Below are 21,868 nucleotides of genomic sequence, written 5' to 3'. Positions count from 1 at the left end.
GTGCGTGCCATTCGACCCGATCTGGTTCACCTGGCCGGGCGGGTTCTTGTTGTCCGCCTTGCCCACGCAGCCGGCGCAGGGCTTCCCGGTCGCCTTGCCGTTCCCGTTGCCGTTGCCCGACGGCGAGCCGTCGCGGGTCGAGCAGTAGGTGCCGCCGGAACACTGACCGTTCGCCCCGCCGGTGTTCTGGTCGGCGTTGGACGTGGGCTGCGGCTGGCTTGCGTTGCCACTGGTGCCCGCCGTCCCCTGGCTGTGGTTCGAGCTGGAGCTCGCACTGGACGTGGAGGAGGTGGAACTGGTTGACGTGGAGGAGGTGGCGCCCGAGCTGGCGCTGGAGTCGGCCTGGCTGGGGTCTGCATTGCCGACGCCATGGTCGTTGGAGTGGCCGTTGCTGTGCGCGGCGGCCGACGAACTGTGGCTCGAGTCGGCGAATGCCGGGCTGCCGAACAGCCCGACGGCGGGTAGGGCCAGCGCGAGGGCAGATACGAGCGTGAGCGCGCGGGCTGGGCGAGATCGAGACATCGGAAACTCCGTCCGGGTGGGGGCGGATGTCCGTGTCGTCGTGGCGGCCTCGAGCCGGTCTCGCCACTGGTTCCCTGGACGGTCTTGGCGACCGTAGTTCCTCCGTGCCGCGCCCCCGCGCGGTCGGTGAGGACCGTCCAGATCAACACCTCTCCAGGCCATCCGAGCCGGCACAGGCGCCCGCACAGCACTGGATAGGTCGGTCTCGCCATTAGCTCCCCGGGCGGTCTAGGCGACCGGGTCTCTCCGCGCCCACAGCAGCGTGCCGTGGGCCGGTGGGGACCGCCCGGATCAGGGCCTCCCGGAGGGATTGCTCCCCCCGACGACCGCCACTGGTGTGGTGGCCGCTAACAGGAATATGACAGGGGATGCACGCTCAGTCACCGGCCATTCGGCCTAGTTCACCCGGACGGAGTAATGGTCCGATCACCCGTCGTTAGGTGCGCCACTCGACCGCGGTCGGTGTTCTGGCCACCCGGGCGGCGAGTGGGCGGTTTGCCCGGGCACAAACGCCCACTCGCCTCGTGGCAGCGCAGCACAACCGCCCACTCGCCGGGCGGCCGAGCGCGGATGCGGTGGCGGCGGCGGTGGCGGGGCGGGGGCGGGGGCGGGGGCGGCGGCGCTACCCGGCCGCGCGCTTGAGGGCCTCGACCCGGTCGAGGGCCTCCCAGGTGAAGTCGAGCTCGGGCCGGCCGAAGTGGCCGTAGGCCGCGGTCTGGGCGTAGATCGGGCGCAGCAGGTCGAGGTCGCGGATGATCGCCGCGGGGCGGAGGTCGAACACCTCGAGGACCGCCTGCTGGATGGCCTCGTCGGAGAGCCGCCCGGTACCGAAGGTGTCGACGAAGGTGCCCACCGGGTGCGCCTTGCCGATGGCGTACGCGACCTGGACCTCGCATCGTTGGGCGAGTCCGGCCGCCACCACGTTCTTGGCCACCCAGCGCAGCGCGTAGGCGGCGGAGCGGTCCACCTTGGACGGGTCCTTGCCGGAGAACGCGCCGCCGCCGTGGCGGGCCATCCCCCCGTACGTGTCCACGATGATCTTGCGGCCGGTGAGGCCGGCATCCCCCATCGGCCCACCGATCTCGAAACGGCCGGTCGGGTTGACGAGCAGTCGGTATCCGTCGGTGTCGATGTCCAGGGCGGCGATCTCCGCCTCGATTACGTGCTCGGCGACGTCTGGCTTGAGGAGGGTCTCGATGTCGATGTCCGGCGCGTGCTGGCTGGAAACGACGACGGTGTCCAGCCGGGTCGGCTGGCCGTCGACGTACTCGATGGTCACCTGCGTCTTGCCGTCCGGGCGCAGGTAGGGGATGACCCCCTCCTTGCGGGCGGCGGTGAGCCGGCGGGCCAGCCGGTGGGCGAGCGCGATCGGCAGCGGCATGAGCTCCGGCGTCTCGGTGCAGGCGTAGCCGAACATCAGTCCCTGGTCGCCCGCGCCCTGCCGGTCCAGCTCGTCGTCCACGCCCTCGGCGCGATGCTCGTAGGCGTCGTCGACCCCCTGCGCGATGTCCGGCGACTGGGCCCCGATCGACACCGAGACCCCGCACGACGCGCCGTCGAATCCCTTCTTCGACGAGTCGTAGCCGATCCCGAGGATGACTTCGCGAACGATCGCCGGGATGTCGGCGTAGGCCTCGGTGGTCACCTCCCCGGCAACGTGCACCTGACCAGTAGTGATCATGGTCTCGACGGCGACCCGGCTCCTGGCGTCGTCCTTGAGCAGCGCGTCCAGGATCGAGTCGCTGATCTGATCCGCGATCTTGTCCGGGTGGCCTTCGGTCACGGATTCCGAGGTGAACAGGCGACGGGGCACGGGATCTCCAGAAGGTCGGGTTGTCGCGGAGTCTACCGAGCCCCCGCCCGCCAGCGTTCCGCCACGAGGTCCCACACCCGATGCGCCAGCGCTTCCTTCGGGCCGTGCGGCACCTCGACCGCCGAGCCGTCCGAGCCGAGGATCACGGCGCTGTTGTCGACCGACTCGAAGCCCCGATCGACGCCGACCTGGTTCACTACCAACAAGTCGACCCTTTTACGAGCCATCTTCTCCCGACCGTGGGCTAGTACGTCGTCGGTCTCGGCGGCGAAACCGACCACGATCTGGTCGTCCCGGCTCCGTTCGGCCGCCAGCTCGGTGAGGATGTCTTCGGTGCGGACCAGTTGTAATGGCGCGGGATCCGCGGCCGCGTCTTTCTTCAGCTTCGACACCGCCCGCTCGGCGGGGCGGAAGTCGGCCACCGCCGCGGCCATGACCACGGCGTCGGCGTCAAGCGCGGCGGCCAGCACCGCGCTTCGCATCTGGGCGGCCGAGCCGACGGTGACGAGCTTCGCCCCCGCCGGCTCGGGCAGCACGACGTGCGCGGAGACCAGGGTGACCTCGGCGCCCCGGGCCAGCGCGGTCCGGGCCAGCGCGTAGCCCTGACGCCCGCTTGAGCGGTTGCCGAGGAAGCGCACCGGGTCGAGGTACTCGCGGGTCCCGCCCGCGGAGACCACGACCCGCCGGCCGGCGAGGTCGCGCGGCTCCGCGGCGTCGGCCCGGGCCAGCAAGGTACGGGCCAGGGCGTAGAGCTCCGCCGGCTCCGGCAGCCGCCCGGGACCCGAATCGGCGCCGGTGAGCCGCCCGACGGCCGGATCGACCACCAGCACCCCGCGGGCGCGCAGCGTCGCCACGTTGTCCTGGGTTGCCGGGTGGGTCCACATCTCGGTGTGCATGGCCGGCGCGAACAAGACCGGGCACTGGGCGGTTAGGAGCACCGCGGTCAGCAGGTCGTCGGCGCGCCCGGTCGCCGCCCGGGCGATCAGGTCGGCGGTCGCCGGTGCCACCACGACCAGGTCGGCCTCCCGGCCGAGCCGCACATGGCCGACGGAATGCGGGTCGGCCCACACGTCGGTGGAGACCGGCTCCCCGGACAGGGCGGCCCAGGTCGCCTCGCCGACGAAGCGCAACGCGGCCGCGGTGGGGACCACCCGGACCCGGTGGCCGCCTTCGGTGAACAGCCGGAGGAGCTCGCAGGCCTTGTAGGCGGCGATCCCACCGGCGACGCCGAGAACGACCCGGGGACGCCGCTCGAGGTCGGCCATCGGCCCAGACTCAGACGTCGAGTTGCTCGTAGGTCAGCAGACCCTCGTTGATCTCGCGGAGGCCGATCGACAGCGGCTTCTCGTGGATGTGGGTGTCGAGCAGCGGGCCGACGTACTCCAGCAGCCCCTCGCCGAGCTGCGAGTAGTACGCGTTGATCTGGCGGGCCCGCTTGGCCGCGTAGATGACCAGGGCGTACTTGGACTCCACCCGCTCGAGCAGATCGTCGATCGGGGGGTTCGTGATGCCCTCGGGGGCGGCAACGGTGCCGGACACAGGTCTCCTAGTCGCAGTCAGCCAGACATCAAGGCTACCAGCCGGCCGGCCGCGCTCTCGACGTGATCGTTGACGACCACCGCGTCGAACTCGTCCTCGGAGGCCAGCTCCACCCGGGCGCGGTCGAGCCGGGCCCGACGCCGGACCGCGTCTTCGGTCCCTCGCCCGGCCAGCCGGCGGACCAGCTCCTCCCAGGACGGCGGCGCCAGGAAGACGAGGAAGGCCTCCGGCATCGCCGCCCGCACCTGCCGAGCGCCCTGCAGGTCGATCTCCAGCAGCGCCGGCTGCCCGGCGGCCAGCCGCTCCAGCACGGGCCGCTTCGGCGTGCCGTACCGGTGGCCCGCGTAGCTGGCGTGCTCGAGCAGCTCCCCGGCCGCGGCCGCCCGCTCGAACTCGGCCGGGTCGACGAACCGGTAGGTCACGCCGTCGATGTCACCGGGGCGCGGCGCCCGGGTGGTCAGCGACACCGAGACCCAGACCTCCGGATGGCTGCGCCGGACCTCGGCGACCACGCTGCCCTTGCCGACGCCGGACGGTCCGGACACGACGGTGAGCCGGCGTTCAGCCGTCACTGGCGCCGGTGGCGAACTCGCGTTCGAGGGCCGCCCGCTGGTTCGCCCCGAGCCCGCGGACCCGACGGGACGGGGAGATCCCGAGCTGCTCCATGATCCGCTGAGCCCGGATCTTGCCGACGCCCGGCATCGCCTCCAGGACGGCCGAGACCTTCATCTTGCCCACCACGTCGTCCCGCTCGCCGCTGTCGAGAACGTCGGTGAGCGAGGCGCCGGCGTGCTTGAGCCGGTCTTTCACGACGGCCCGGGCGCGGCGGGCCGCCGTGGCCTTGGCCAGCGCGGCGGCGCGCTGTTCGGCGGTCAGGTGCGGGATCGGCACGTGGTCACCTCGGTTGTCGGCACGCGCGCGAACGCTAGCGACTTCGAGGCCCTCCCGGCAACGTGACCGGCTCTTCTCCTAGCGGCGGCGTTGCATCACGAACGGGTCGCTCGACGGTCGGGTCCGCCGGTCGCCGAGGTAGATCCGCGCCGGGCTCGCCGCTTTCCCGTTGATCTGCAAGGAGAATCGGATGTCCTTGGACAGCACCGTGAGATCCGCATGCTCCAGGTCGACCCGGCGGTAGCCGATCGGCTCGGTGGCCGTGATCGCCCCGCTGAAGGCGGCCTTCTCGGGTCCCGGGTGCGTCCGGCGCCCGGTCGGGCAGCTGTCCGACGTGGTGGTGGACGGCGCCGCCCGGGGGCGACCGCGAGCGCGGTGCCGAACAGGACCGGGATGGCGGTCTTCCTCATGGTGGCCCCCGGGTCGGGGGACGGTTGCCGTTCCGTTCGGGGCCGGTAAGCCGCTACTCGGGCGGGCTGGGCAGCCGGGTGAGCTCGCTCCAGTACTCGGCGAGGGCGCGGACGCCGTCGCGCAGGCCGTCGAGGGTGGCCCCCTTCACCGAATAGGCGTTGCCGCCGAGCCGGTAGGTGCTCTCGATGTCCTCGCGCCGGTCCGAGGAGGACAGCACCACGGTCGGGATCGTCCGCAGCTCGGCCGACTCCTTGATCTCACGCAGCACACCGAGCCCGTCGACCTTCGGCATCTTCAGATCGAGGACGATCAGGTGTGGGCGAGACCGATCGGCGTACTCGCCGCGCCGGTGCAGGAAGTCGAGCGCGGCGGCCCCGTCCGAGACGGTCTCGATCTCGACCCCGGGGGCGCGGAAACCGCGCGCGGTGAAGAACGCGTGGTCCGGGTTGTCCTCCGCGATCAGCACGCGGGTCGTCATGCCGAACCATCCGATCCGCTAGTGGCGAATGCCGGCCAGCGCCGGACCAGGGCGGCCGGAAACCACATCTGCACGCAAGCGCCGCCGCCCGGCCGGGCGGCCAGCTCGATCCGCCCGCCGGCCGACTCCATGATCCGTCGGCAGACGGCTAGCCCGATCCCGGTTCCCGGGCTACCGCCGCCGGCCGGCTCGAGCCGTTCGAACATCCGGAAGACCTGCTCCCGGTAGGCCTCCGGGACCCCGACCCCGTCGTCGGTCACGGTGACGAGCGCCGCGCCGTCGAGTTGCGCGGTGGCGCGGACCGTGACGGTCACGTCCGGACGACCGGAGTGGCGGACCGCGTTCTCGATGAGGTTGGTGAACAGCTGCCGGCTCCGCAGATCGTTCATCCAGAGCACGGGCAGTGGCTCCTCGACGGCGACCCGCACCCCGGGGTGCTGGCTCTCGACCTCGTCCGCGACCTCGGCGGCCAGGCGGCGCACCTCGACCTCGATCGCGGAGGTGTCCGCCCGACCGACCCGGGACAGGTCGAGCAGGTCCTGGATCAGATCCGTCATGTAGGCGACGTTCGCATCCATCCGGCTCAGGTAGTGCCCGGCGCCGTCCGGCAGGAGCTCGCCGTAGTCCTCGCGCAGATACCCGAGGTAGCCGGCGAGGGAGATCAGCGGGCTCCGCAGGTCGTGCGAGACGCTGTACAGCACGCTCTGCAACTCCTCGTTGGCCGCCTCGGCCCGGTCCCGGGCCCGCTGCTCCTCGGCGTAGGCGTGCCCCCGGGCCAGTGCGAGGTCGGCGCGCTGACCGAGGGTTTCGAGCAGGTGCATCTCGTCGGCGCCGAAGAGCGGCGTGGCCGCCGAGACCTGAGCGACCAGCCAGGCCGACTGGAGCCGGCAGGCCACCAGATCGCCGGGCAGCTGGCAGGTGCCGCCGTCCCCGGAGCCTGGCAGCTCGCCGGCGGCCCGGGCCAGATCGTCCGGGCTCATCCGGTATGAGTCGATGCATCGCCCGTCCAGGCCGAGCAGCGCCGCCCCGGATCCGCCGACCAGCCGGGTGATGTGCGGCAGCAAGAGCCCCGCGACCCGCTCGGGCGTGAGCGCCGACATCAGCTCCGCCTCGGCCTCGGCCAGCTGGCGCGCTTCGGGCTGGCGCCAGAGAACGCGCAGGAAACCCGGCAGGGCGAAGGCGAGGACGAACAGCAGGATGGACACCAGCGCCATGCCCGCGACGACCACCTGGAACGACGTCGGGTTGCTGGCCGGGCCGAATCCGCTCACGACGAGGGTCACCGCGAGCGCCAGGGTCCCGGAGGCGAGCAAGCGGAGCCGGCGGCGCACCACGGTGGGCTGTCCCCGACCGGCTCGCCACAAGCCGGTCCCGGAGATGAACGACTGGACCACCCAGGCGAGCAGCGCGACGGCGAGCCAGATCCAGAACCAGACCGGGCGGCGCTCCCCACGCAACGGCAGTCGGGGTAGGGCGGCGGTGCCGACCAGCACCGCCAAGGTGCACGCCGTCGCCAGGCGTCGGCCGCCGATGCCGGCCAGCGCCTCGGCGAGCCGCACGAACAGGTAGGGGACGATGAACAGGACGGCGAGCACGACCTTGGCATAGAGGAGATAGCCCAAGGAGTGGGTCGGCCGGGGGGCCCAGACGCCGAGCAGGGTGATCGCGGTGAAGATGCCGAAGATCCCGACCAGCCAGGCCGTGCCGGCCGGGCGGGGCGGGCGGCGGCGCAGGATCGCCAGCAGCACGCCGCCGAAGGCCAGCACCTCGGCGATGTGGATCATGTCGAGCGCGGTCTGCGCGGGCTGCATCGGTCAGCCCCCTTCGCCTGGGAGTGCCGCCCGGACATCGGCTCCGGCGTCGCGCGGGACAGGGACGGCGGGCGGGACCACGCTGCCCGCGGGCGAGCGCAGCCAGTCGAGCGCGGTCGCGGGCGCCGGGCGGCCCAGCAGGTAGCCCTGCGCGAACGCCACGTCGAGGGCCAGCAGCTCCGCGAGCTGCGCGCGGTCCTCGACCCCTCAGCGATGACCCTCAGCCGCAGGGCATCGGCCAGCCGGACCACCGCGGTGACGATCGCCAACCGGTCCGGGTCGCGGTCCAACCCGTCGACGAAGCTCCGATCGATCTTGAGGATGTCCACGTCGAGGCGCTGGAGGTAGGCCAGCGACGAGTAGCCCGTGCCGAAATCGTCGATCGCGAGCATGACCCCGTCCTGGCGCAGGCTGTTCAAGGCGGCGTGGATGACCGGATCGTCGGCCAGGAGCAGGGACTCGGTGATCTCCAGGCAGAGCAGATGCGGCGCCAGGCCGGACCGGCTCGCCGTGTCGAGCAGCGCGCGATCGGAGTTCGCCCGGTTCAGCTGGCGCGGGGAGAGGTTCACCGACAACCAGAGCGGCACGGCGCCCCGGGTCCGGTTCCAGTCCACGACGGTGCGACACGACAGGTCGAGGACCCGGCGGCCGAGCTCCTCGATCATGCCGGTTTCCTCGGCGATCGGGATGAAGCTGGCCGGATCCCTGATCCCGTGCTGCGGGTGCGACCAGCGGGCCAGCGCCTCGACGGCGACCACGCTCTGGGTCATCAGGTCGACGATCGGCTGATAGAAGACGGTGATCTCATCCCGGTCGAGCGCGGACCGCAGCGCCTGCTCGGTGTCCATCCGGCTGCGCACGGCGGCCCGCATCCGGGCGTCGAAGACCTCGTAGCGACCGCGACCGGCCTCCTTCGCCCGGTACATCGCCGCGTCGGCGTCGCGCAGCAAGCCCTCGGTGTCGCCGATGGTGCCGGGCCCGGCCAGCGCGATGCCCATGCTGGCGGTCACCCGGACCTCGCGGTCGCCGACGTTGAACGGCCGGGTCAGCGCGGCGGCGAGCCGCTCCGCCACGTCGAGCACCGCGCGCTCGTCGCGCAGGTCCTCGCACAGCACCACGAACTCGTCCCCGCCGAAACGCGCCAGCGTGTCCGGGAGGCGGATCGCCTCGCTCAACGCGCCGGCGACCTGCACCAGCAGCTGATCGCCCACCCGATGGCTCAGGCTGTCGTTGAGCAGCTTGAACCGGTCGAGGTCCAGGAAGATCACGCCGACGAAGCCGGCGCGGCGCCGGGCCACCAGCAGGGCCCGTTCCAGCCGGTCGGCGAGCAGCACCCGGTTCGCCAGGCCGGTGAGGGCGTCGTGCACGGCGGCATGCGCGACGGCGTCCTCGGCGAGCTTCTGGTCGGTCACGTCCTGAACCGCCCCGACCACCTTCGTCGGGTGCCCGTTCGAGCCCCGGTTGCGGACCTCGATCCGGCAGTCCAGCCAGCGTTGCGTGCCGTCCGGATGGTTCAGGCGGTGCTGGAAGCTCACCGGGATCCCGGCGGTCGCCGCCCGGCGCAGCAGCTCGGTGACCGCCGGCCGCTCGCTGGGCGGCACCCGGGTCACGTATGCGGCGAACAGGGCGTCGGTGTGCGGCATCTGCTCGGGGGGGATGCCGAGCAGGCGGCCCAGCTCGGGCGAGGAGTCGACGCGCCCGGTGACCAGGTCGTGTTCGAAGCTGCCGAGCCGGGCGACCCGCTGGGCTTCCGCGAGCTGCGCCTCACGGTTGACCAGCGCAGTCTGCGCGCGCCGGGCGGCCGTCACGTCGGTGAAGGTGACCACCACCCCGGCGACGGCTGCCTCGTCGTCGTCGAAGATCGGCCGGACCCGCGCCTCGACCACGATCGCCGAGCCGTCGGCCCGGGTGAGGATCTGGTCCCCCAGGTCGACCGGCTCGGCGCTGGACAGAGCCGCCTCCAGGCCGCACTCGTCGTCGGGTCCGCGACAGCCGACCAGGTCGTGCCACCGGGCGCCCGCCACGTCCCCCGCCCGGTATCCGATGATCTCCGCGGCCCCCGGGTTGAGGTAGGTGCACCGGCCGTCGCGGTCGAGCCAGCAGATCCCCTCGGCGATCGCCTCGAGGACGAGGCGGAGGCGATCGGCGATGGCGACCTGGGAACGCTCGGCCCGGGCCCGGGCGCTGCGCTCGATGGCGAAGCGCAGCGAACGGGCGATCAGCGCCGGGTCGACGCGGCCTTTGACCAGGTAGTCCTGCGCCCCGGTCTGTAGCGCCGTCACCCCGAGCGCGTCGCTGTCGTTTCCGGTGAGGACGACGATCGGGACGTCGCCGGCCGCGCGGCGCACCATCTCGAGGGCCTCGAGCCCGCGGGCATCGGGCAGGGTGAGGTCGCAGAGCACGCAGTCGATCGGACTCCCGGCGGCCAGCGCCTCGACCGCCGCGGCGGCCGAGCCGACATGCTCCACGTGGACCTGCGGGGCGTCGAGACCGGCGAGCCCACGGGTCAGGATGAAGGCATGGTCGGGGTCGTCCTCTACGAGGAGGACGACCAGGCGGCCCCCGTTGGGACCAGCCATCTTTGCCTCGCCTTCGGGGTGGTGGGCGTCGCCAGCATGACCCGAAGCGGCCGGTCTAGATCGGGTTCGGGGCATAAATGGCCAAGAGACGACCCGAACTGGCCAGGACGGCCTGGGCCGTTCTGGCTAGCCGGCTCGGCCGATCGCCGCAGCCAGCCGGGCGGCGACCGCACCTGGGTCGGCGGCGCCGGTGATCGGCCGGCCGATGACCAGCAGGTCGGCGCCGTCGGCGAGCGCGCGCTCCGGGGTGGCGACCCGGGCCTGGTCCTGCGCGTCGTCGCCCGCCGGCCGGACGCCCGGCGTGATCAGCGTGACGTCCGGGCCGACCTCGGCCCGGACCAGCGCAACCTCCTGCGGGGAGCAGACCAGCGCCCGCGCACCGGCCCCCACCGCGAGAACCGCCAGCCGGCGCACCGCATCCGCAGGTGGTCCGGACACGCCGACGGCGGCCAGGTCCCCGGCGTCGAGGGAGGTGAGCACGGTGACCCCCGCGATGGCGACCTCCGGGGCGGCCTCGACCGCCGCCCGCACCATCGCCGCGCCGCCGAGCGCGTGCGCGGTCAGGTAGCGCGGCTTCAACCTGGCAACGGACCTCGCCGCAAGGGCGACCTGGGCCGGGATGTCGTGCAGCTTGAGGTCGAGAAAAAGATCCACCCCGCTGGCCCCGCGGACCGCTTCGACGATCCCGGGGCCGGACCGGCAGAACAGGCCCAGCCCGACCTTGACCGTTGAGACGTAGGGGGTGACGGCGGCCGCCCAGGCGGCCGCCGTCACGATGTCGGGAGCGTCGAGGGCGACCGCGATCGGGGCCCGTTCGTTCACCGGACGTCCTCGAAGCTGACCGGTCGGCGGGCCGGCGGCTCGGGTAGCTCCTCGGCGTCCCCGGGTGGGTCCGCGGCCGCGGGGATCGAGGGCTCGGGTGGGTGATGGGCCAGGCCAACGACGTCGGACACCCGCGCGACGCCGCGGTCGGCGAGCAGCCGACTCAGCTCGCCGAGGACCCGGACGGGTGCCCGCGGGTCGTGGAAGACCACCGTGCCGACGCTGACCGCGGAGGCACCGGCGAGCAGGAACTCCAGCGCGTCGTGGCCGGTCCGGATGCCCCCCATCCCGAGGATCGGGACCTGCGGCAGCGCCGCGTGCACCTGCCAGACGCAGCGGACCGCGACCGGGCGGATCGCCGGACCGGACAGGCCACCGGTCACCCCGGCGAGGACCGGGCGCATCCGGGTCGTGTCGATCGCCATGCCGAGCATGGTGTTGATCATCGACAGGCCGTCGGCGCCGGCCTGCACGCAGGACCGGGCGACCGCGACGATGTCGGTCACGTCCGGGGAGAGCTTGGCGAAGACCGGGACGGCGCTGTTCGTGGTGCGCCGCACCGCGGCGATGACCTCCGCGGCGGCTCGCGGGTCGCAGGCGAACACCTGCCCCCGGTCGTCGACGTTGGGGCACGAGATGTTCACCTCGAGCAGGCTGACCGGGCTGCCGCGCAGCCGGGCGGCGAGCTTGGTGTACTCGTCGACGCTGCCGCCGGCGATCGACACGACGGCGCGGGCACCGTGTTCGACGAGCCAGGGCAGGTCCTTGTCGAGGAACGCGTCGATCCCCGGCCCCTGGAGGCCGATCGAGTTCAGCAGGCCGCTCGGGGTTTCCGCCATCCGCGGCGTCGGGCGGCCGCTGCGCGGACCGAGCATGATGGACTTGGTGACGATCCCGCCCAGGACTGCCACGTCGAAGAACTGGCCGAGCTCCTGACCGGCGGCGGCGCAACCCGAGGCGGTGAACACCGGGTTCGGGAACTCCACCCCGCCGAGCACGGTCCGCAGGTCCACGTCGACCGGGGGGCGGTCGGGGCCCGGCCGGCCGGTGACGATCACCCCGTCGCTCACCGGTCCCGGCCCCCTTCCGCGCCGGCGAGGGCCCCGAGCGCGTCGCCCGGGACGCTGCCGAGATCCGGCCAACGTACGCGCTCGCCGCGGAACACCGGGCCCTCCACGCAGGAGCGCACCATCCGGGTGACCCCGTCGTCCCCGACGACCGGGAGCACGCAGGTCATGCACACCCCGATCCCGCAGGCCATCGACTCCTCGACCGCGACCTGGACCGGGATCCCGACACCCCCGTCGGCCTCCGCCGCGATCCGGGTGACCGCTTCGAGCATCGGCATCGGGCCGCAGGCGTAGACAACCTCGGTCCGGGTCCGGTCGATGATGTCGGCCAGCACGTCGGAAACCCGCCCGGCCTCCCCGTAGGACCCGTCCTCGGTGGTGAACACGACGCTCGCGGCCATCCGCTTCGCGTCCAGGGCACCGAACAGGCGATCCGCCGTCGCCGCGCCCAGCACGACGTCGACCCGGCAGCCGCGGCCGCGCAGCGCCTCGGCGAGCGGGAAGAGCGGCGCGGAGCCGTACCCGCCCCCGACCAGCAGGCAGTTCGCCGGGCTGCGCGGAAGGCCGAACGGGCGGCCCAGCGGGCCCACGACGTCGATCGGGTCGTGCGGTCGCTGCCGGGCCAGCCAGGCCGTGCCCTGCCCGGTCACCGCGAAGACGAACTCGACGGTCCCGCCGTACACCCCGCGCTCGCGGACCTGGTACACCGAGAACGCCCGCCGGCAGAGCATCGCCGAGCCCTCACCACCGACCGCGACCGCGACGAACTGGCCGGGCCGGGTGTGCTCGGCGATCCCGGACGCCACCACGGTCATGGCGTGGTAGGCGCCCATCTGCTTGACGGTCAGAACCTCCCCGCGGACCTGGACCGGGCTCATCCGACTCCTCTCGCGGCTCGGCCGGCGGCGAGCCGGGCGTGATGTTCCTGCAACGGGCGCACCCCGACGTCACCGCGGACCAGCGCCTCGATGCCCTGGACGCAGGCGCCCAGCCCCTGGACGGTCGTCACGCAGGGGACCCCCCGGGTCACCGCGGCGGTGCGAATCTCGTACCCGTCGAGCCGCGGGCCGACCCCGAACGGCGTGTTGACGATCAGGTCGACGCCGCCGTCGAGGATCATCTCGACCACCGTGGGTTCCCCGGCGGGTCCCCGGCCGGCGGAGTGCTTGCGGACCACGGTGGCGGCCACCCCGTTGCGCCGGAGCACGTCCGCCGTTCCCTCGGTGGCGAGGACGTCGAAGCCGAGGTCGGCCAGCCGTTTCACCGGCCAGACCATCGCCCGCTTGTCCCGGTTCGCGACGCTGACGAACACCCGCCCCTTGGTCGGGATCCCCCCGTACGCGGCCTCCTGCGACTTGGCGAACGCGGTGCCGAACGTGTCGTCGATGCCCATCACCTCGCCGGTGGACTTCATCTCCGGGCCGAGGATGGTGTCGACGCCGAGGAACCGGCCGAACGGAAGCACCGCCTCCTTGACCGACACCGGCGCGTCGAAGGGCAGGTCGGCCCCGTCCCCGGCGGGCAGCATCCCGGCGGTCCGAAGCTCGGCGATGCTCGCCCCGAGCATGATCCGGGCGGCCGCCTTCGCCAGCGGGACGGCGGTGGCCTTCGACACGAACGGCACCGTCCGGCTGGCCCGCGGGTTCGCCTCGAGCACGTACAGGGTGTCGCCGGCCAGGGCGTACTGGACGTTGAGCAGGCCCCGGACCCCGACGCCCCGGGCGATGGCCTCGGTGGAGCGGCGGATCTGCTCGATCTCGCCGCGGCCGAGGGTGATCGGGGGCAGCGCGCAGGCCGAGTCGCCGGAGTGGATGCCGGCCTCCTCGATGTGCTCCATGACCCCGCCGAGGAACAGCTCGGTCCCGTCGAACAGCGCATCCACGTCGATCTCGACGGCATCGTCGAGGAACCGGTCGACGAGCACCGGGTGCTCGGGGCTGATCTGGGTGGCCCGCTCGATGTAGCCGCCGAGCATCGACTCGTCGTAGACGATCTCCATCCCGCGACCGCCGAGCACGTAGGAGGGACGGACCAGCACCGGGTACCCGATCGTGTCGGCGATCGCCTTCGCCTCCGGGAACGACGTCGCGGTTCCGTGCCGCGGGGCCGGCAGGCCGGCCGCCGCGAGGACCCGGCCGAATGACCCGCGGTCCTCGGCCAGGTGGATCGCCTCCGGGGGCGTCCCGACGATCGGCACGCCGGCCGCCTCCAGCCGCCGGGCCAGGCCGAGCGGCGTCTGGCCGCCGAGCTGCACGACAACACCGACCAGCTGGCCGGTCGCCTGCTCCGCGTGCACCACCTCGAGGACGTCCTCGAAGGTCAGCGGCTCGAAATAGAGCCGGCCGCTGGTGTCGTAGTCGGTGGAGACGGTCTCCGGGTTGCAGTTCACCATGACCGTCTCGTAGCCCGCCTCGGCGAGGGCGAAGCTGGCGTGCACGCAGGCGTAGTCGAACTCGATGCCCTGCCCGATCCGGTTGGGGCCACTTCCCAGGATGATCACCTTGGGTCGGTCCGAGCCCGCGACCTCGGTCTCCTCGTCGTAGCTGGAGTAGTGGTAGGGGGTTCTGGCGGCGAACTCGGCGGCGCAGGTGTCGACCGTCTTGTACACCGGGCGGACGCCGAACCGGTGCCGGATCTCCCGGATCCGGTCCTCGCTGGTGCTCAGCAGCTCGGCGATCTGCCGGTCGGAGAAGCCGTGCCGCTTCGCCCGGCGCAGCGCCGCCGGCTCGAGGGAGACGGTGCGGCTCACCTCGTCGATCAGGGCCACCTGGTCGACGAACCACGGGTCGATCGTCGACGCCGCGCTGACCTCGGCGACCGAATGGCCGAGCCGGAGGGCGTCGAGGACGTCGTGCAGCCGGCGCTCGTGTGCCATCCGGCAGCGGGCGAGGGCATCGGGCCGGGGCGGGTCGGCCCAGGAGAACGCCGCCCCGGGCAGCTCCAGCGAGCGCATCGCCTTCTGTAGCGCCTCCGGGAAGGACCGACCCAGGGCCATCGCCTCGCCGACGCTCTTCATCGTCGTCGTCAGTTCCGGGTCGGCCGCCGGGAACTTCTCGAAGGCGAACCGGGGGATCTTGACGACCACGTAGTCGAGGGTCGGTTCGAAGCTGGCCGGGGTCTCGCCGGTGATGTCGTTCGGGATCTCGTCGAGGGTGTAGCCGATCGCGAGCCGCGCGGCGATCTTCGCGATCGGGAACCCGGTGGCCTTCGAGGCGAGCGCCGAGGACCGGGACACCCGGGGGTTCATCTCGATGACGACCAGCCGGCCGTCGGCCGGGTTCACCGCGAACTGGATGTTCGAGCCGCCGGTGTCGACGCCGACCGCGCGGATGACCGCGATCCCGACGTCGCGCATCCGCTGGTATTCGCGGTCGGTGAGGGTCATCGTCGGCGCGACGGTGATCGAGTCCCCGGTGTGCACGCCCATCGGGTCGAGATTCTCGATCGAGCAGACGACGACGACGTTGTCGGCCCGGTCCCGCATCAGCTCGAGCTCGAACTCCTTCCAGCCGAGCACGCTCTGCTCGACGAGCACCTCCCGGGACGGGCTGGCGGCGATCCCGGCCGCCACGGCCGCGCGGAGCTGTTCGGGATCGCGGGCGAGCCCGGACCCGCCGCCGCCCATCGTGAAGCTAGGCCGGACGACCAGCGGATAGCCGAGCCGCGCGGCGACGTCGAGGGCTTCGGCGGGGCTGCGCACGACCGCGCTGTCCGGCACGTCGCAACCGGCGGCGCGGACCAGGTCCTTGAAAGCCTGCCGGTCCTCCCCGGCCCGGATCGCCGCGATCGACGCCCCGATGAGCTCGACACCGAACTCCGCCAGGACGCCGGACTCGGCGAGGGCGACCGCGGTGTTCAGCGCGGTCTGCCCGCCGAGGGTGGGCAGCAGCGCGTCCGGGCGCTCCCGCTCGATCACCTTGCGGACCACCTCCGGGGTGATCGGCTCGATGTAGGTGGCGTCGGCGAACTCCGGGTCGGTCATGATCGTCGCCGGGTTGGAGTTGACCAGGATCACCCGCAGCCCCTCGTCGAGCAGGACTCGGCAGGCCTGGGTTCCGGAGTAGTCGAACTCGCAGGCCTGGCCGATGACGATCGGCCCGGAACCGATGACGAGGACGCTGGACAGGTCCGCGCGGCGCGGCATCAGCGCCCCCCGTCCATCAGCCGGGTGAACTCGGCGAACAGGCCGGTGGCGTCGTGCGGGCCCGGTGCGGCCTCGGGGTGGTACTGCACCGAGAAGGCCGGGCGGTCGAGGCAGCGCAGCCCTTCGACCACCCCGTCGTTGAGGTTGACGTGGCTGACCTCGACCCGACCGAACTCGGTGTCCACCGGCGCGCCGGTCGGCGCGTCGACCGCGAACCCGTGGTTGTGGCTGGTGATCGCCACCCGGCCGGTCCGCCGATCCTGGACCGGCTGGTTGACCCCGCGGTGGCCGTAGCGCAACTTGTAGGTGCCGAACCCGAGGGCCCGGCCGAGCACCTGGTGGCCGAAGCAGATCCCAAACACCGGCACCCCCGCGGCCAGCACCCCGCGGATCGCCGCGACCGCGTAGTCGGCGGTGGCCGGATCACCCGGCCCGTTGGAGAAGAACACCCCGTCCGGCTCGTGAGCGAGCAGGTCGGCGGCGGTGCTCGTCGCCGGCAGCACACGGGTCTCGACCCCCCGCTCGGCGAGGTAGGCCGGCGTCGAGCGTTTGATCCCGAGGTCCAGCGCGGCGACCCGGTAGCGCACCTCACCGGCCGCGGGGACCACGTAGGGCTCGGCGGTGCTCACCTCCCGGGCAAGGTCCGCGCCGACCATTCCCGGGCTCGCGGTGACCCGGGTCAGCAGCGCCGCCGGGTCGGACTCGACACTGGAGACGCCGACCCGCATCGCGCCGCGCTCCCGCAGATGGCGGGTCAGCGCCCGGGTGTCGATCCCGGCGATGCCGACCACCCCCTGGGCGACCAGAGCGTCGGCGAGGCCGCCGCGGGCGCGGTGGTTGCTCGGGATCCGGGCCGGGTCGCGGACGGCGTACCCGGCCACCCAGATCCGGTCGGACTCCGGGTCGGCGTCGTTGACCCCGGTGTTGCCGATCTGCGGGGCGGTCATGACGACCACCTGCCGGTGGTAGGACGGGTCGGTGAGGGTCTCCTGGTAGCCGGTCATGCCGGTGTTGAACACCGCCTCGCCGAGGGCCTCGCCGGGCGCGCCGTACGCCGAACCGGTGAAGACGCGGCCATCTTCGAGGACCAGCATCGCGCCGCTCACGTGGGCTTGCCTTCCAGCACGGTCGGCCGGCCGGCGAGGAACGTGGCGACCACCCGGGCCGGCAGCACCAGTCCCGCGAACGGGGTGTTGCGGCTCTTCGACGCCAGCTGGGACGCCTCCACCCGCCATCGGGCGGCGGGGTCGACGAGGGTGAGGTTGGCCTTCCCCCCCGGCGTGATCCGACCGCCCTGACCGGACAGCCCGCCGATCCGTGCCGGCCTGGTGGACATCCGGTCGGCGAGCCCGGCCCAGTCGAGGCGCCCGGTCTCCACCATCGCCTCGACGACGACGCCGAGCGCGGTCTCGAGGCCGAGCATGCCGAACGCGGCGGCCGCCCACTCGGTCTCCTTGTCCTCCAGGGCGTGCGGGGCGTGGTCGGTGGCGACCGCGTCGATGGTGCCGTCGGCGAGGCCGGCCCGAAGCGCCTCGACGTCCTCGGCGGTGCGCAGCGGGGGGTTCACCTTGTAGACCGGGTCGTAGCCGGCGACGAGGTCTTCGGTCAGCAGCAGGTGGTGCGGCGTCACCTCCGCGGTGACCCGCCAACCCTTGGCCTTGGCCCACCGGATCAGCTCGACCGAGCCGGCGGTCGACACGTGGCAGACGTGCAGCCGGGATCCGACATGCCCGGCGAGCACGCAGTCCCGAGCGATGATCGCCTCCTCGGCGGCCGCCGGCCAACCGGTCAGGCCGAGCTCCCCGGAACGCACGCCCTCGTTCATCTGCGCACCCTCGGTGAGCCGCGGCTCCTGAGCGTGCTGCGCGATGACCCCGTCGAAGGCCTTGACGTATTCCAGGGCCCGGCGCATGAGGACCGGGTCGGCCACGCAGTTCCCGTCGTCGGAGAACACCCGGACCCGGGCCGCGGAATCGGCCATCGCGCCGAGCTCGGCGAGCCGGGCCCCGGCCAGGCCGACCGTGACCGCGCCGACCGGGTGCACGTCGGCGTGCCCGGCTTCCCGACCGAGCCGCCAGACCTGCTCGACCACCCCGGCGACGTCGGCCACCGGGTCGGTGTTCGCCATCGCGTGCACCGCGGTGTAACCGCCGAGCGCCGCCGCCAACGTGCCGGACTCGACGGTTTCGGCGTCCTCCCGGCCGGGCTCGCGAAGGTGGGTGTGCAGGTCCACGAGGCCGGGTAGGGCGATGAGCCCGCCGGCGTCCAGGACGGTCGCTCCCGCCGGGGCGCTCAGGTGCTCGGCGACGTCGAGGATGAGGCCATCGTTGAAGAAAATGTCCTGGGGAGGGGCACCCACGATCTTTGCCCCGGTCAACAGCCAGCCGCTCATCCGCCGGTTCCTTCGACCGCTCCGCCGAGCAGCAGGTAGAGCGCCGCCATCCGGACGCTGACCCCGTTGGCGACCTGCTCGACGATCGTCGAGCGGACCGAGTCGGCGACTTCGGCGGCGATCTCCATGCCCCGGTTCATCGGGCCCGGGTGCATGACGATCGAGTCGTCGGGCAGCAGGGCCATCCGGCGGGCGTCGAGCCCGTAGCGCCGGGAGTACTCGCGGGCGCTGGGAAAGAACGCCGCGTTCATCCGCTCGCGCTGCACCCGCAGCATCATGACGACGTCGCTTTTCGGCAGCACGGCGTCGAGATCGTAGGAGACCTCGACCGGCCACCGCTCGATCCCCATCGGGAACAGCGTGGGCGGTGCGACCACGGTGACGTGCGCACCGAGGGTGTCGAGGAGCAACGTGTTGGAGCGGGCGACGCGCGAGTGCAGGACATCGCCGACGATCGCGACCCGCAGATCGGCGATCCGGCCGAGCCGGCTGCGCATGGTGTACGCGTCGAGCAGGGCCTGGGTGGGGTGCTCGTGGGTCCCGTCGCCGGCGTTGATCACCGAGCCGCGGATCCAGGTCGCCAGCCGGTGCGGCGCGCCGGAAGCCCAGTGCCGGACGACGACGGCGTCGGCGCCCATCGCCTCGAGGGTGAGTGCCGTGTCCTTGAGCGACTCGCCCTTGGACACGCTCGACCCCTTCGCGGAGAAGTTGATGACATCCGCGGACAGCCGCTTCGCGGCCACCTCGAAGCTGGTGCGGGTCCGGGTGGAGTCCTCGAAGAACAGGTTGACGACGGTCCGGCCGCGCAGGGTGGGCAGCTTCTTGATCGGCCGGTCAGCCACCCGGGCGAGCTCCTCGGCGGTGTCGAGGAGGAGGAGGGCGTCGTCGCGGCTGAGGTCCGCGGCGGAGAGCAGATGGCGGTTCATGACCCGGCCCCGGGGAAAGCGGCGGGGGCGGCGGGGTCCGCCGGGCCGAGCAGGACCGCGTCGCGGCCGTCGTTCTCGGCCAGCAGCACGTGCACGGTCTCGCGCAGCGAGGTCGGCAGGTTCTTCCCGACGTAGTCGGCCCGGATCGGCAGCTCGCGGTGCCCCCGGTCGACGAGGACTGCGAGCTGGACCGACTGCGGGCGGCCGAGGTCGGCGAGCGCGTCGAGCGCCGCCCGGACCGTCCGGCCGGAGAACAGCACGTCGTCGACGAGCACGACCACCTTGCCGTCGACGCCGTCCGGCGGCAGGTCGGTCGCGGCGAGCGCCCGGACGCCGCGCAGCCGCAGGTCGTCGCGGTAGAGCGTGGGGTCGACGCTGCCGGCCGGGACGGCTCGGCCCTCGACGTCGTTGATCTTCGCGGCCAACCGGCGGGCCAGCGTGACGCCGCGGGTGGGGATGCCGAGCAGGACGACGTCCACGCCGCCTTTGGTGCGTTCCAGGACTTCGTGGGCGATTCTCGTCAACGCCCGGCTCACGCCATCGGCGTCGAGCACCGGGCGGGCCGCGGCGGGATCCCCGGTCACCGGCCGGGGCCGTTTCGGGACAGCTGTCACGAACCGGACCTCCTTCCCCGCCTCGCAGGACGGGTCTTAAAGGACGTCGGGGAAAGCGCGTTCACCGTACCGCATTCCCGCCCCAGCGAGCGCGGAAGCGCACTCGGGCGGGGTTGCTTCGTGCCGCTGAGTGATCGCCCGACACGCAGAGTTCCGAGCATGGGCCTTGACCAGCGACCTTCGGGCACTTACCGTTACGCTCTGTAACTGGGAGCGAGGCGATGACTCCTGGGGGTCCGCGGTCACCACGCGCCCGACGGCCGATCCGGCCGGTGGGCGCATCCCCAGGACGAGCCACTGGTGAGACCGACGTTCCGCTCCAGACCGCATCCTCCCCGGAGCCCAAATGACCGAAGAACAGCCCTCGGGCTATGCCAAGGCGTTGGGCGCTCGGCTGCGCGCCATCCGGACCCAGCAGGGCTTGTCCCTGCACGGGGTCGAGGAGAAGTCCAACGGCCGCTGGAAGGCCGTGGTCGTCGGCTCCTACGAGCGTGGGGACCGGGCGGTCACCGTCCAGCGGCTGGCGGAGCTCGCCGACTTCTACAGCGTTCCGGTGTCCGAATTGCTCCCGGAGGGCATCTCCTCCGCTGCCGCGAGCGAGCCGCCGCCGAGGATCGTCATCGACCTCGAGCTGCTACAGGGCGTCCCGGCCGACGAGGCGGGTCCTTTGCACCGGTATGCGGCCACGATCCAGAGCCAGCGCGGTGACTACAACGGGCGGGTGCTCTCGATCCGCCAGGAGGACCTGCGGTCCCTCGCCGTCATCTACGACCGCTCCCCCGGCGACCTGACCGAGAAGCTCATCTCCTGGGGGGTCCTGAACCCGGAAGCCCGGCGGGCGGTCGACGCGGGGGTGTGACCCGCGGGCTCACCGGGCCAGGGTCGGCTTGAGCTCGAGCAGCCGCCCGAGCAACCCGTTGATGAACGCCGGCGACTCGTCGGTCGACAGCTGGCGGGCCAGCCGAACCGCCTCGTCGACCACCACCGGATCCGGTACGTCGTCGCACCAGAGCAGTTCGAACACCCCCACCCGGAGCAGGGCCCGGTCGACGGCGGGCATCCGGTCGAGGGTCCACCCGACCGCGTAGGTGCTGAGCAGCTCGTCGATCCGCTCGGCGTGCGCCCGAACCCCCTCGACCAGTTCCGCGGTGTAGGCGGACACCGGCGGGTCGGCGTCCGCCTGCCGGGCCTCGAGGGTCACCAGCGGGTCGAGCCCGCGCTGGTCGGACTCGAACAGGACGTCGAGCGCACGTTTGCGGGCCTTGCCGCGGGCGGACAACGGATCAGCTGTTGACGCGGCCGAGATAGCGCCCGTCGCGGGTGTCGACCTTGACCTTCTCGCCGGTCGTCAGGAACAGCGGAACCTGGATGGTGGCGCCGGTTTCCAGGGTGGCCGACTTCGTCCCGCCGGTCGAGCGGTCCCCCTGCACGCCCGGCTCGGTCTCGGCGATGAGCAGCTCCACCGAGGCGGGGAGCTCGACGTAGAGCGGGGTGCCCTCGTGCACGGCGACGGTCGCGGTCATGTTCTCCAGCAGGTAGCTGCTCACCTCGCCCACCGTGGCGGCCGGGACGTGGGTCTGGTCGTAGGTCTCGGTGTCCATGAACACGAAGTCGGCGCCCTCCTTGTACAGGTAGGACATCTCCCGTTTGTCCACGGTCGCCACCTCGACCTTGACGCCGGCGTTGAAGGTCCGCTCGACGACCTGGCCGGTGAGGATGTTCTTCAGCTTGGTCCGGACGAACGCTCCGCCCTTGCCCGGCTTGACGTGCTGGAACTCCACCACGTTCCACAGCACGCCGTCGATGGCGAGGGCCATCCCGTTCTTGAGGTCGTTGGTCGTCGCCATTGGCCCAAA

General features: G+C 72.4%; 22 protein-coding genes. 3 read left to right on the top strand and 19 right to left on the bottom strand.

Going from position 1 to position 21,868, the window contains the following annotated elements; genetic code table 11:
- Positions 1–4: 4 nt before the first annotated feature.
- Both VNG13_15820 and VNG13_15815 read left to right on the top strand, forming a co-directional pair.
- Positions 5–148 carry a hypothetical protein gene (locus VNG13_15820; protein HVA61985.1) on the top strand — a complete coding sequence of 48 codons (144 nt, stop codon included), beginning with the start codon at positions 5–7 and terminating at the stop codon, positions 146–148.
- Between the two features lie 84 nt (positions 149–232).
- Positions 233–619, top strand: coding sequence for a hypothetical protein (locus VNG13_15815; GenBank protein ID HVA61984.1), 387 nt, complete (start codon positions 233–235; stop codon positions 617–619).
- Between the two features lie 525 nt (positions 620–1,144).
- Here the strand turns inward: VNG13_15815 and metK are convergent.
- The 17 genes from metK to pyrR all read right to left on the bottom strand — a co-directional run bounded on the left by metK (position 1,145) and on the right by pyrR (position 20,012).
- On the bottom strand, positions 1,145–2,335 hold the full coding sequence (gene metK, locus VNG13_15810; GenBank protein HVA61983.1) for a methionine adenosyltransferase: 1,191 nt from the start codon (positions 2,333–2,335) through the stop codon (positions 1,145–1,147).
- Positions 2,336–2,367: 32 nt separating this feature from the next.
- Positions 2,368–3,600, bottom strand: a complete 1,233-nt coding sequence (gene coaBC / locus VNG13_15805; GenBank protein ID HVA61982.1) for a bifunctional phosphopantothenoylcysteine decarboxylase/phosphopantothenate--cysteine ligase CoaBC — start codon at positions 3,598–3,600, stop codon at positions 2,368–2,370.
- Positions 3,601–3,610: 10 nt separating this feature from the next.
- Positions 3,611–3,874, bottom strand: coding sequence for a DNA-directed RNA polymerase subunit omega (gene rpoZ / locus VNG13_15800; GenBank protein HVA61981.1), 264 nt, complete (start codon positions 3,872–3,874; stop codon positions 3,611–3,613).
- Between the two features lie 17 nt (positions 3,875–3,891).
- Positions 3,892–4,446 (bottom strand): guanylate kinase, encoded by a 555-nt coding sequence (gmk, locus tag VNG13_15795; protein ID HVA61980.1) that lies wholly within the window; start codon positions 4,444–4,446, stop codon positions 3,892–3,894.
- On the bottom strand, positions 4,436–4,765 hold the full coding sequence (gene mihF / locus VNG13_15790; GenBank protein HVA61979.1) for an integration host factor, actinobacterial type: 330 nt from the start codon (positions 4,763–4,765) through the stop codon (positions 4,436–4,438). Before mihF ends, gmk begins: the two co-directional genes overlap by 11 nt.
- Positions 4,766–4,843: 78 nt before the next feature.
- Entirely contained in the window at positions 4,844–4,972 is a 129-nt protein-coding gene (locus VNG13_15785; protein ID HVA61978.1) for a hypothetical protein, read from the bottom strand.
- A 256-nt stretch (positions 4,973–5,228) separates the two neighbouring features.
- A complete protein-coding gene (locus tag VNG13_15780) occupies positions 5,229–5,654 on the bottom strand; it encodes a response regulator (protein HVA61977.1) in 426 nt (141 codons plus the stop codon).
- Entirely contained in the window at positions 5,651–7,465 is a 1,815-nt protein-coding gene (locus tag VNG13_15775; protein ID HVA61976.1) for an ATP-binding protein, read from the bottom strand. Before VNG13_15775 ends, VNG13_15780 begins: the two co-directional genes overlap by 4 nt.
- Positions 7,435–10,044, bottom strand: coding sequence for an EAL domain-containing protein (locus VNG13_15770; GenBank protein HVA61975.1), 2,610 nt, complete (start codon positions 10,042–10,044; stop codon positions 7,435–7,437). The genes VNG13_15775 and VNG13_15770 overlap by 31 nt, the downstream gene beginning before the upstream one ends.
- Before the next feature lie 126 nt (positions 10,045–10,170).
- Positions 10,171–10,866, bottom strand: a complete 696-nt coding sequence (pyrF, locus tag VNG13_15765) for an orotidine-5'-phosphate decarboxylase (GenBank protein ID HVA61974.1) — start codon at positions 10,864–10,866, stop codon at positions 10,171–10,173.
- A complete protein-coding gene (locus tag VNG13_15760) occupies positions 10,863–11,936 on the bottom strand; it encodes a dihydroorotate dehydrogenase (protein HVA61973.1) in 1,074 nt (357 codons plus the stop codon). Before VNG13_15760 ends, pyrF begins: the two co-directional genes overlap by 4 nt.
- Positions 11,933–12,814, bottom strand: a complete 882-nt coding sequence (locus VNG13_15755; protein ID HVA61972.1) for a dihydroorotate dehydrogenase electron transfer subunit — start codon at positions 12,812–12,814, stop codon at positions 11,933–11,935. The genes VNG13_15760 and VNG13_15755 overlap by 4 nt, the downstream gene beginning before the upstream one ends.
- Positions 12,811–16,080 carry a carbamoyl-phosphate synthase large subunit gene (carB, locus tag VNG13_15750; GenBank protein HVA61971.1) on the bottom strand — a complete coding sequence of 1,090 codons (3,270 nt, stop codon included), beginning with the start codon at positions 16,078–16,080 and terminating at the stop codon, positions 12,811–12,813. Before carB ends, VNG13_15755 begins: the two co-directional genes overlap by 4 nt.
- Positions 16,080–17,174, bottom strand: coding sequence for a glutamine-hydrolyzing carbamoyl-phosphate synthase small subunit (gene carA / locus VNG13_15745; protein HVA61970.1), 1,095 nt, complete (start codon positions 17,172–17,174; stop codon positions 16,080–16,082). Before carA ends, carB begins: the two co-directional genes overlap by 1 nt.
- An 8-nt stretch (positions 17,175–17,182) precedes the next feature.
- Positions 17,183–18,472 (bottom strand): dihydroorotase, encoded by a 1,290-nt coding sequence (locus VNG13_15740; GenBank protein ID HVA61969.1) that lies wholly within the window; start codon positions 18,470–18,472, stop codon positions 17,183–17,185.
- Positions 18,469–19,398 (bottom strand): aspartate carbamoyltransferase catalytic subunit, encoded by a 930-nt coding sequence (locus VNG13_15735; protein ID HVA61968.1) that lies wholly within the window; start codon positions 19,396–19,398, stop codon positions 18,469–18,471. The genes VNG13_15740 and VNG13_15735 overlap by 4 nt, the downstream gene beginning before the upstream one ends.
- Entirely contained in the window at positions 19,395–20,012 is a 618-nt protein-coding gene (gene pyrR / locus VNG13_15730; GenBank protein ID HVA61967.1) for a bifunctional pyr operon transcriptional regulator/uracil phosphoribosyltransferase PyrR, read from the bottom strand. Before pyrR ends, VNG13_15735 begins: the two co-directional genes overlap by 4 nt.
- A gap of 346 nt (positions 20,013–20,358) precedes the next feature.
- On the opposite strand from pyrR, the gene VNG13_15725 reads away from it, so the two are divergent.
- On the top strand, positions 20,359–20,871 hold the full coding sequence (locus tag VNG13_15725; GenBank protein HVA61966.1) for a transcriptional regulator: 513 nt from the start codon (positions 20,359–20,361) through the stop codon (positions 20,869–20,871).
- Between the two features lie 9 nt (positions 20,872–20,880).
- On the opposite strand, the gene nusB is transcribed toward VNG13_15725, so the two are convergent.
- Positions 20,881–21,291: a transcription antitermination factor NusB gene (gene nusB, locus VNG13_15720; protein HVA61965.1), complete on the bottom strand. Its 411-nt coding sequence runs from the start codon at positions 21,289–21,291 to the stop codon at positions 20,881–20,883.
- 4 nt (positions 21,292–21,295) lie between these two features.
- A complete protein-coding gene (efp, locus tag VNG13_15715; protein HVA61964.1) occupies positions 21,296–21,859 on the bottom strand; it encodes an elongation factor P in 564 nt (187 codons plus the stop codon).
- Positions 21,860–21,868 lie beyond the last annotated feature (9 nt).

The organism is Mycobacteriales bacterium (assembly GCA_035533475.1).
Lineage (GTDB): Bacteria > Actinomycetota > Actinomycetes > DATLTS01 > DATLTS01 > DATLTS01.
Note: the sequence above shows the minus strand (reverse complement) of the source record. Positions and strands in the feature narration are given on the sequence as shown.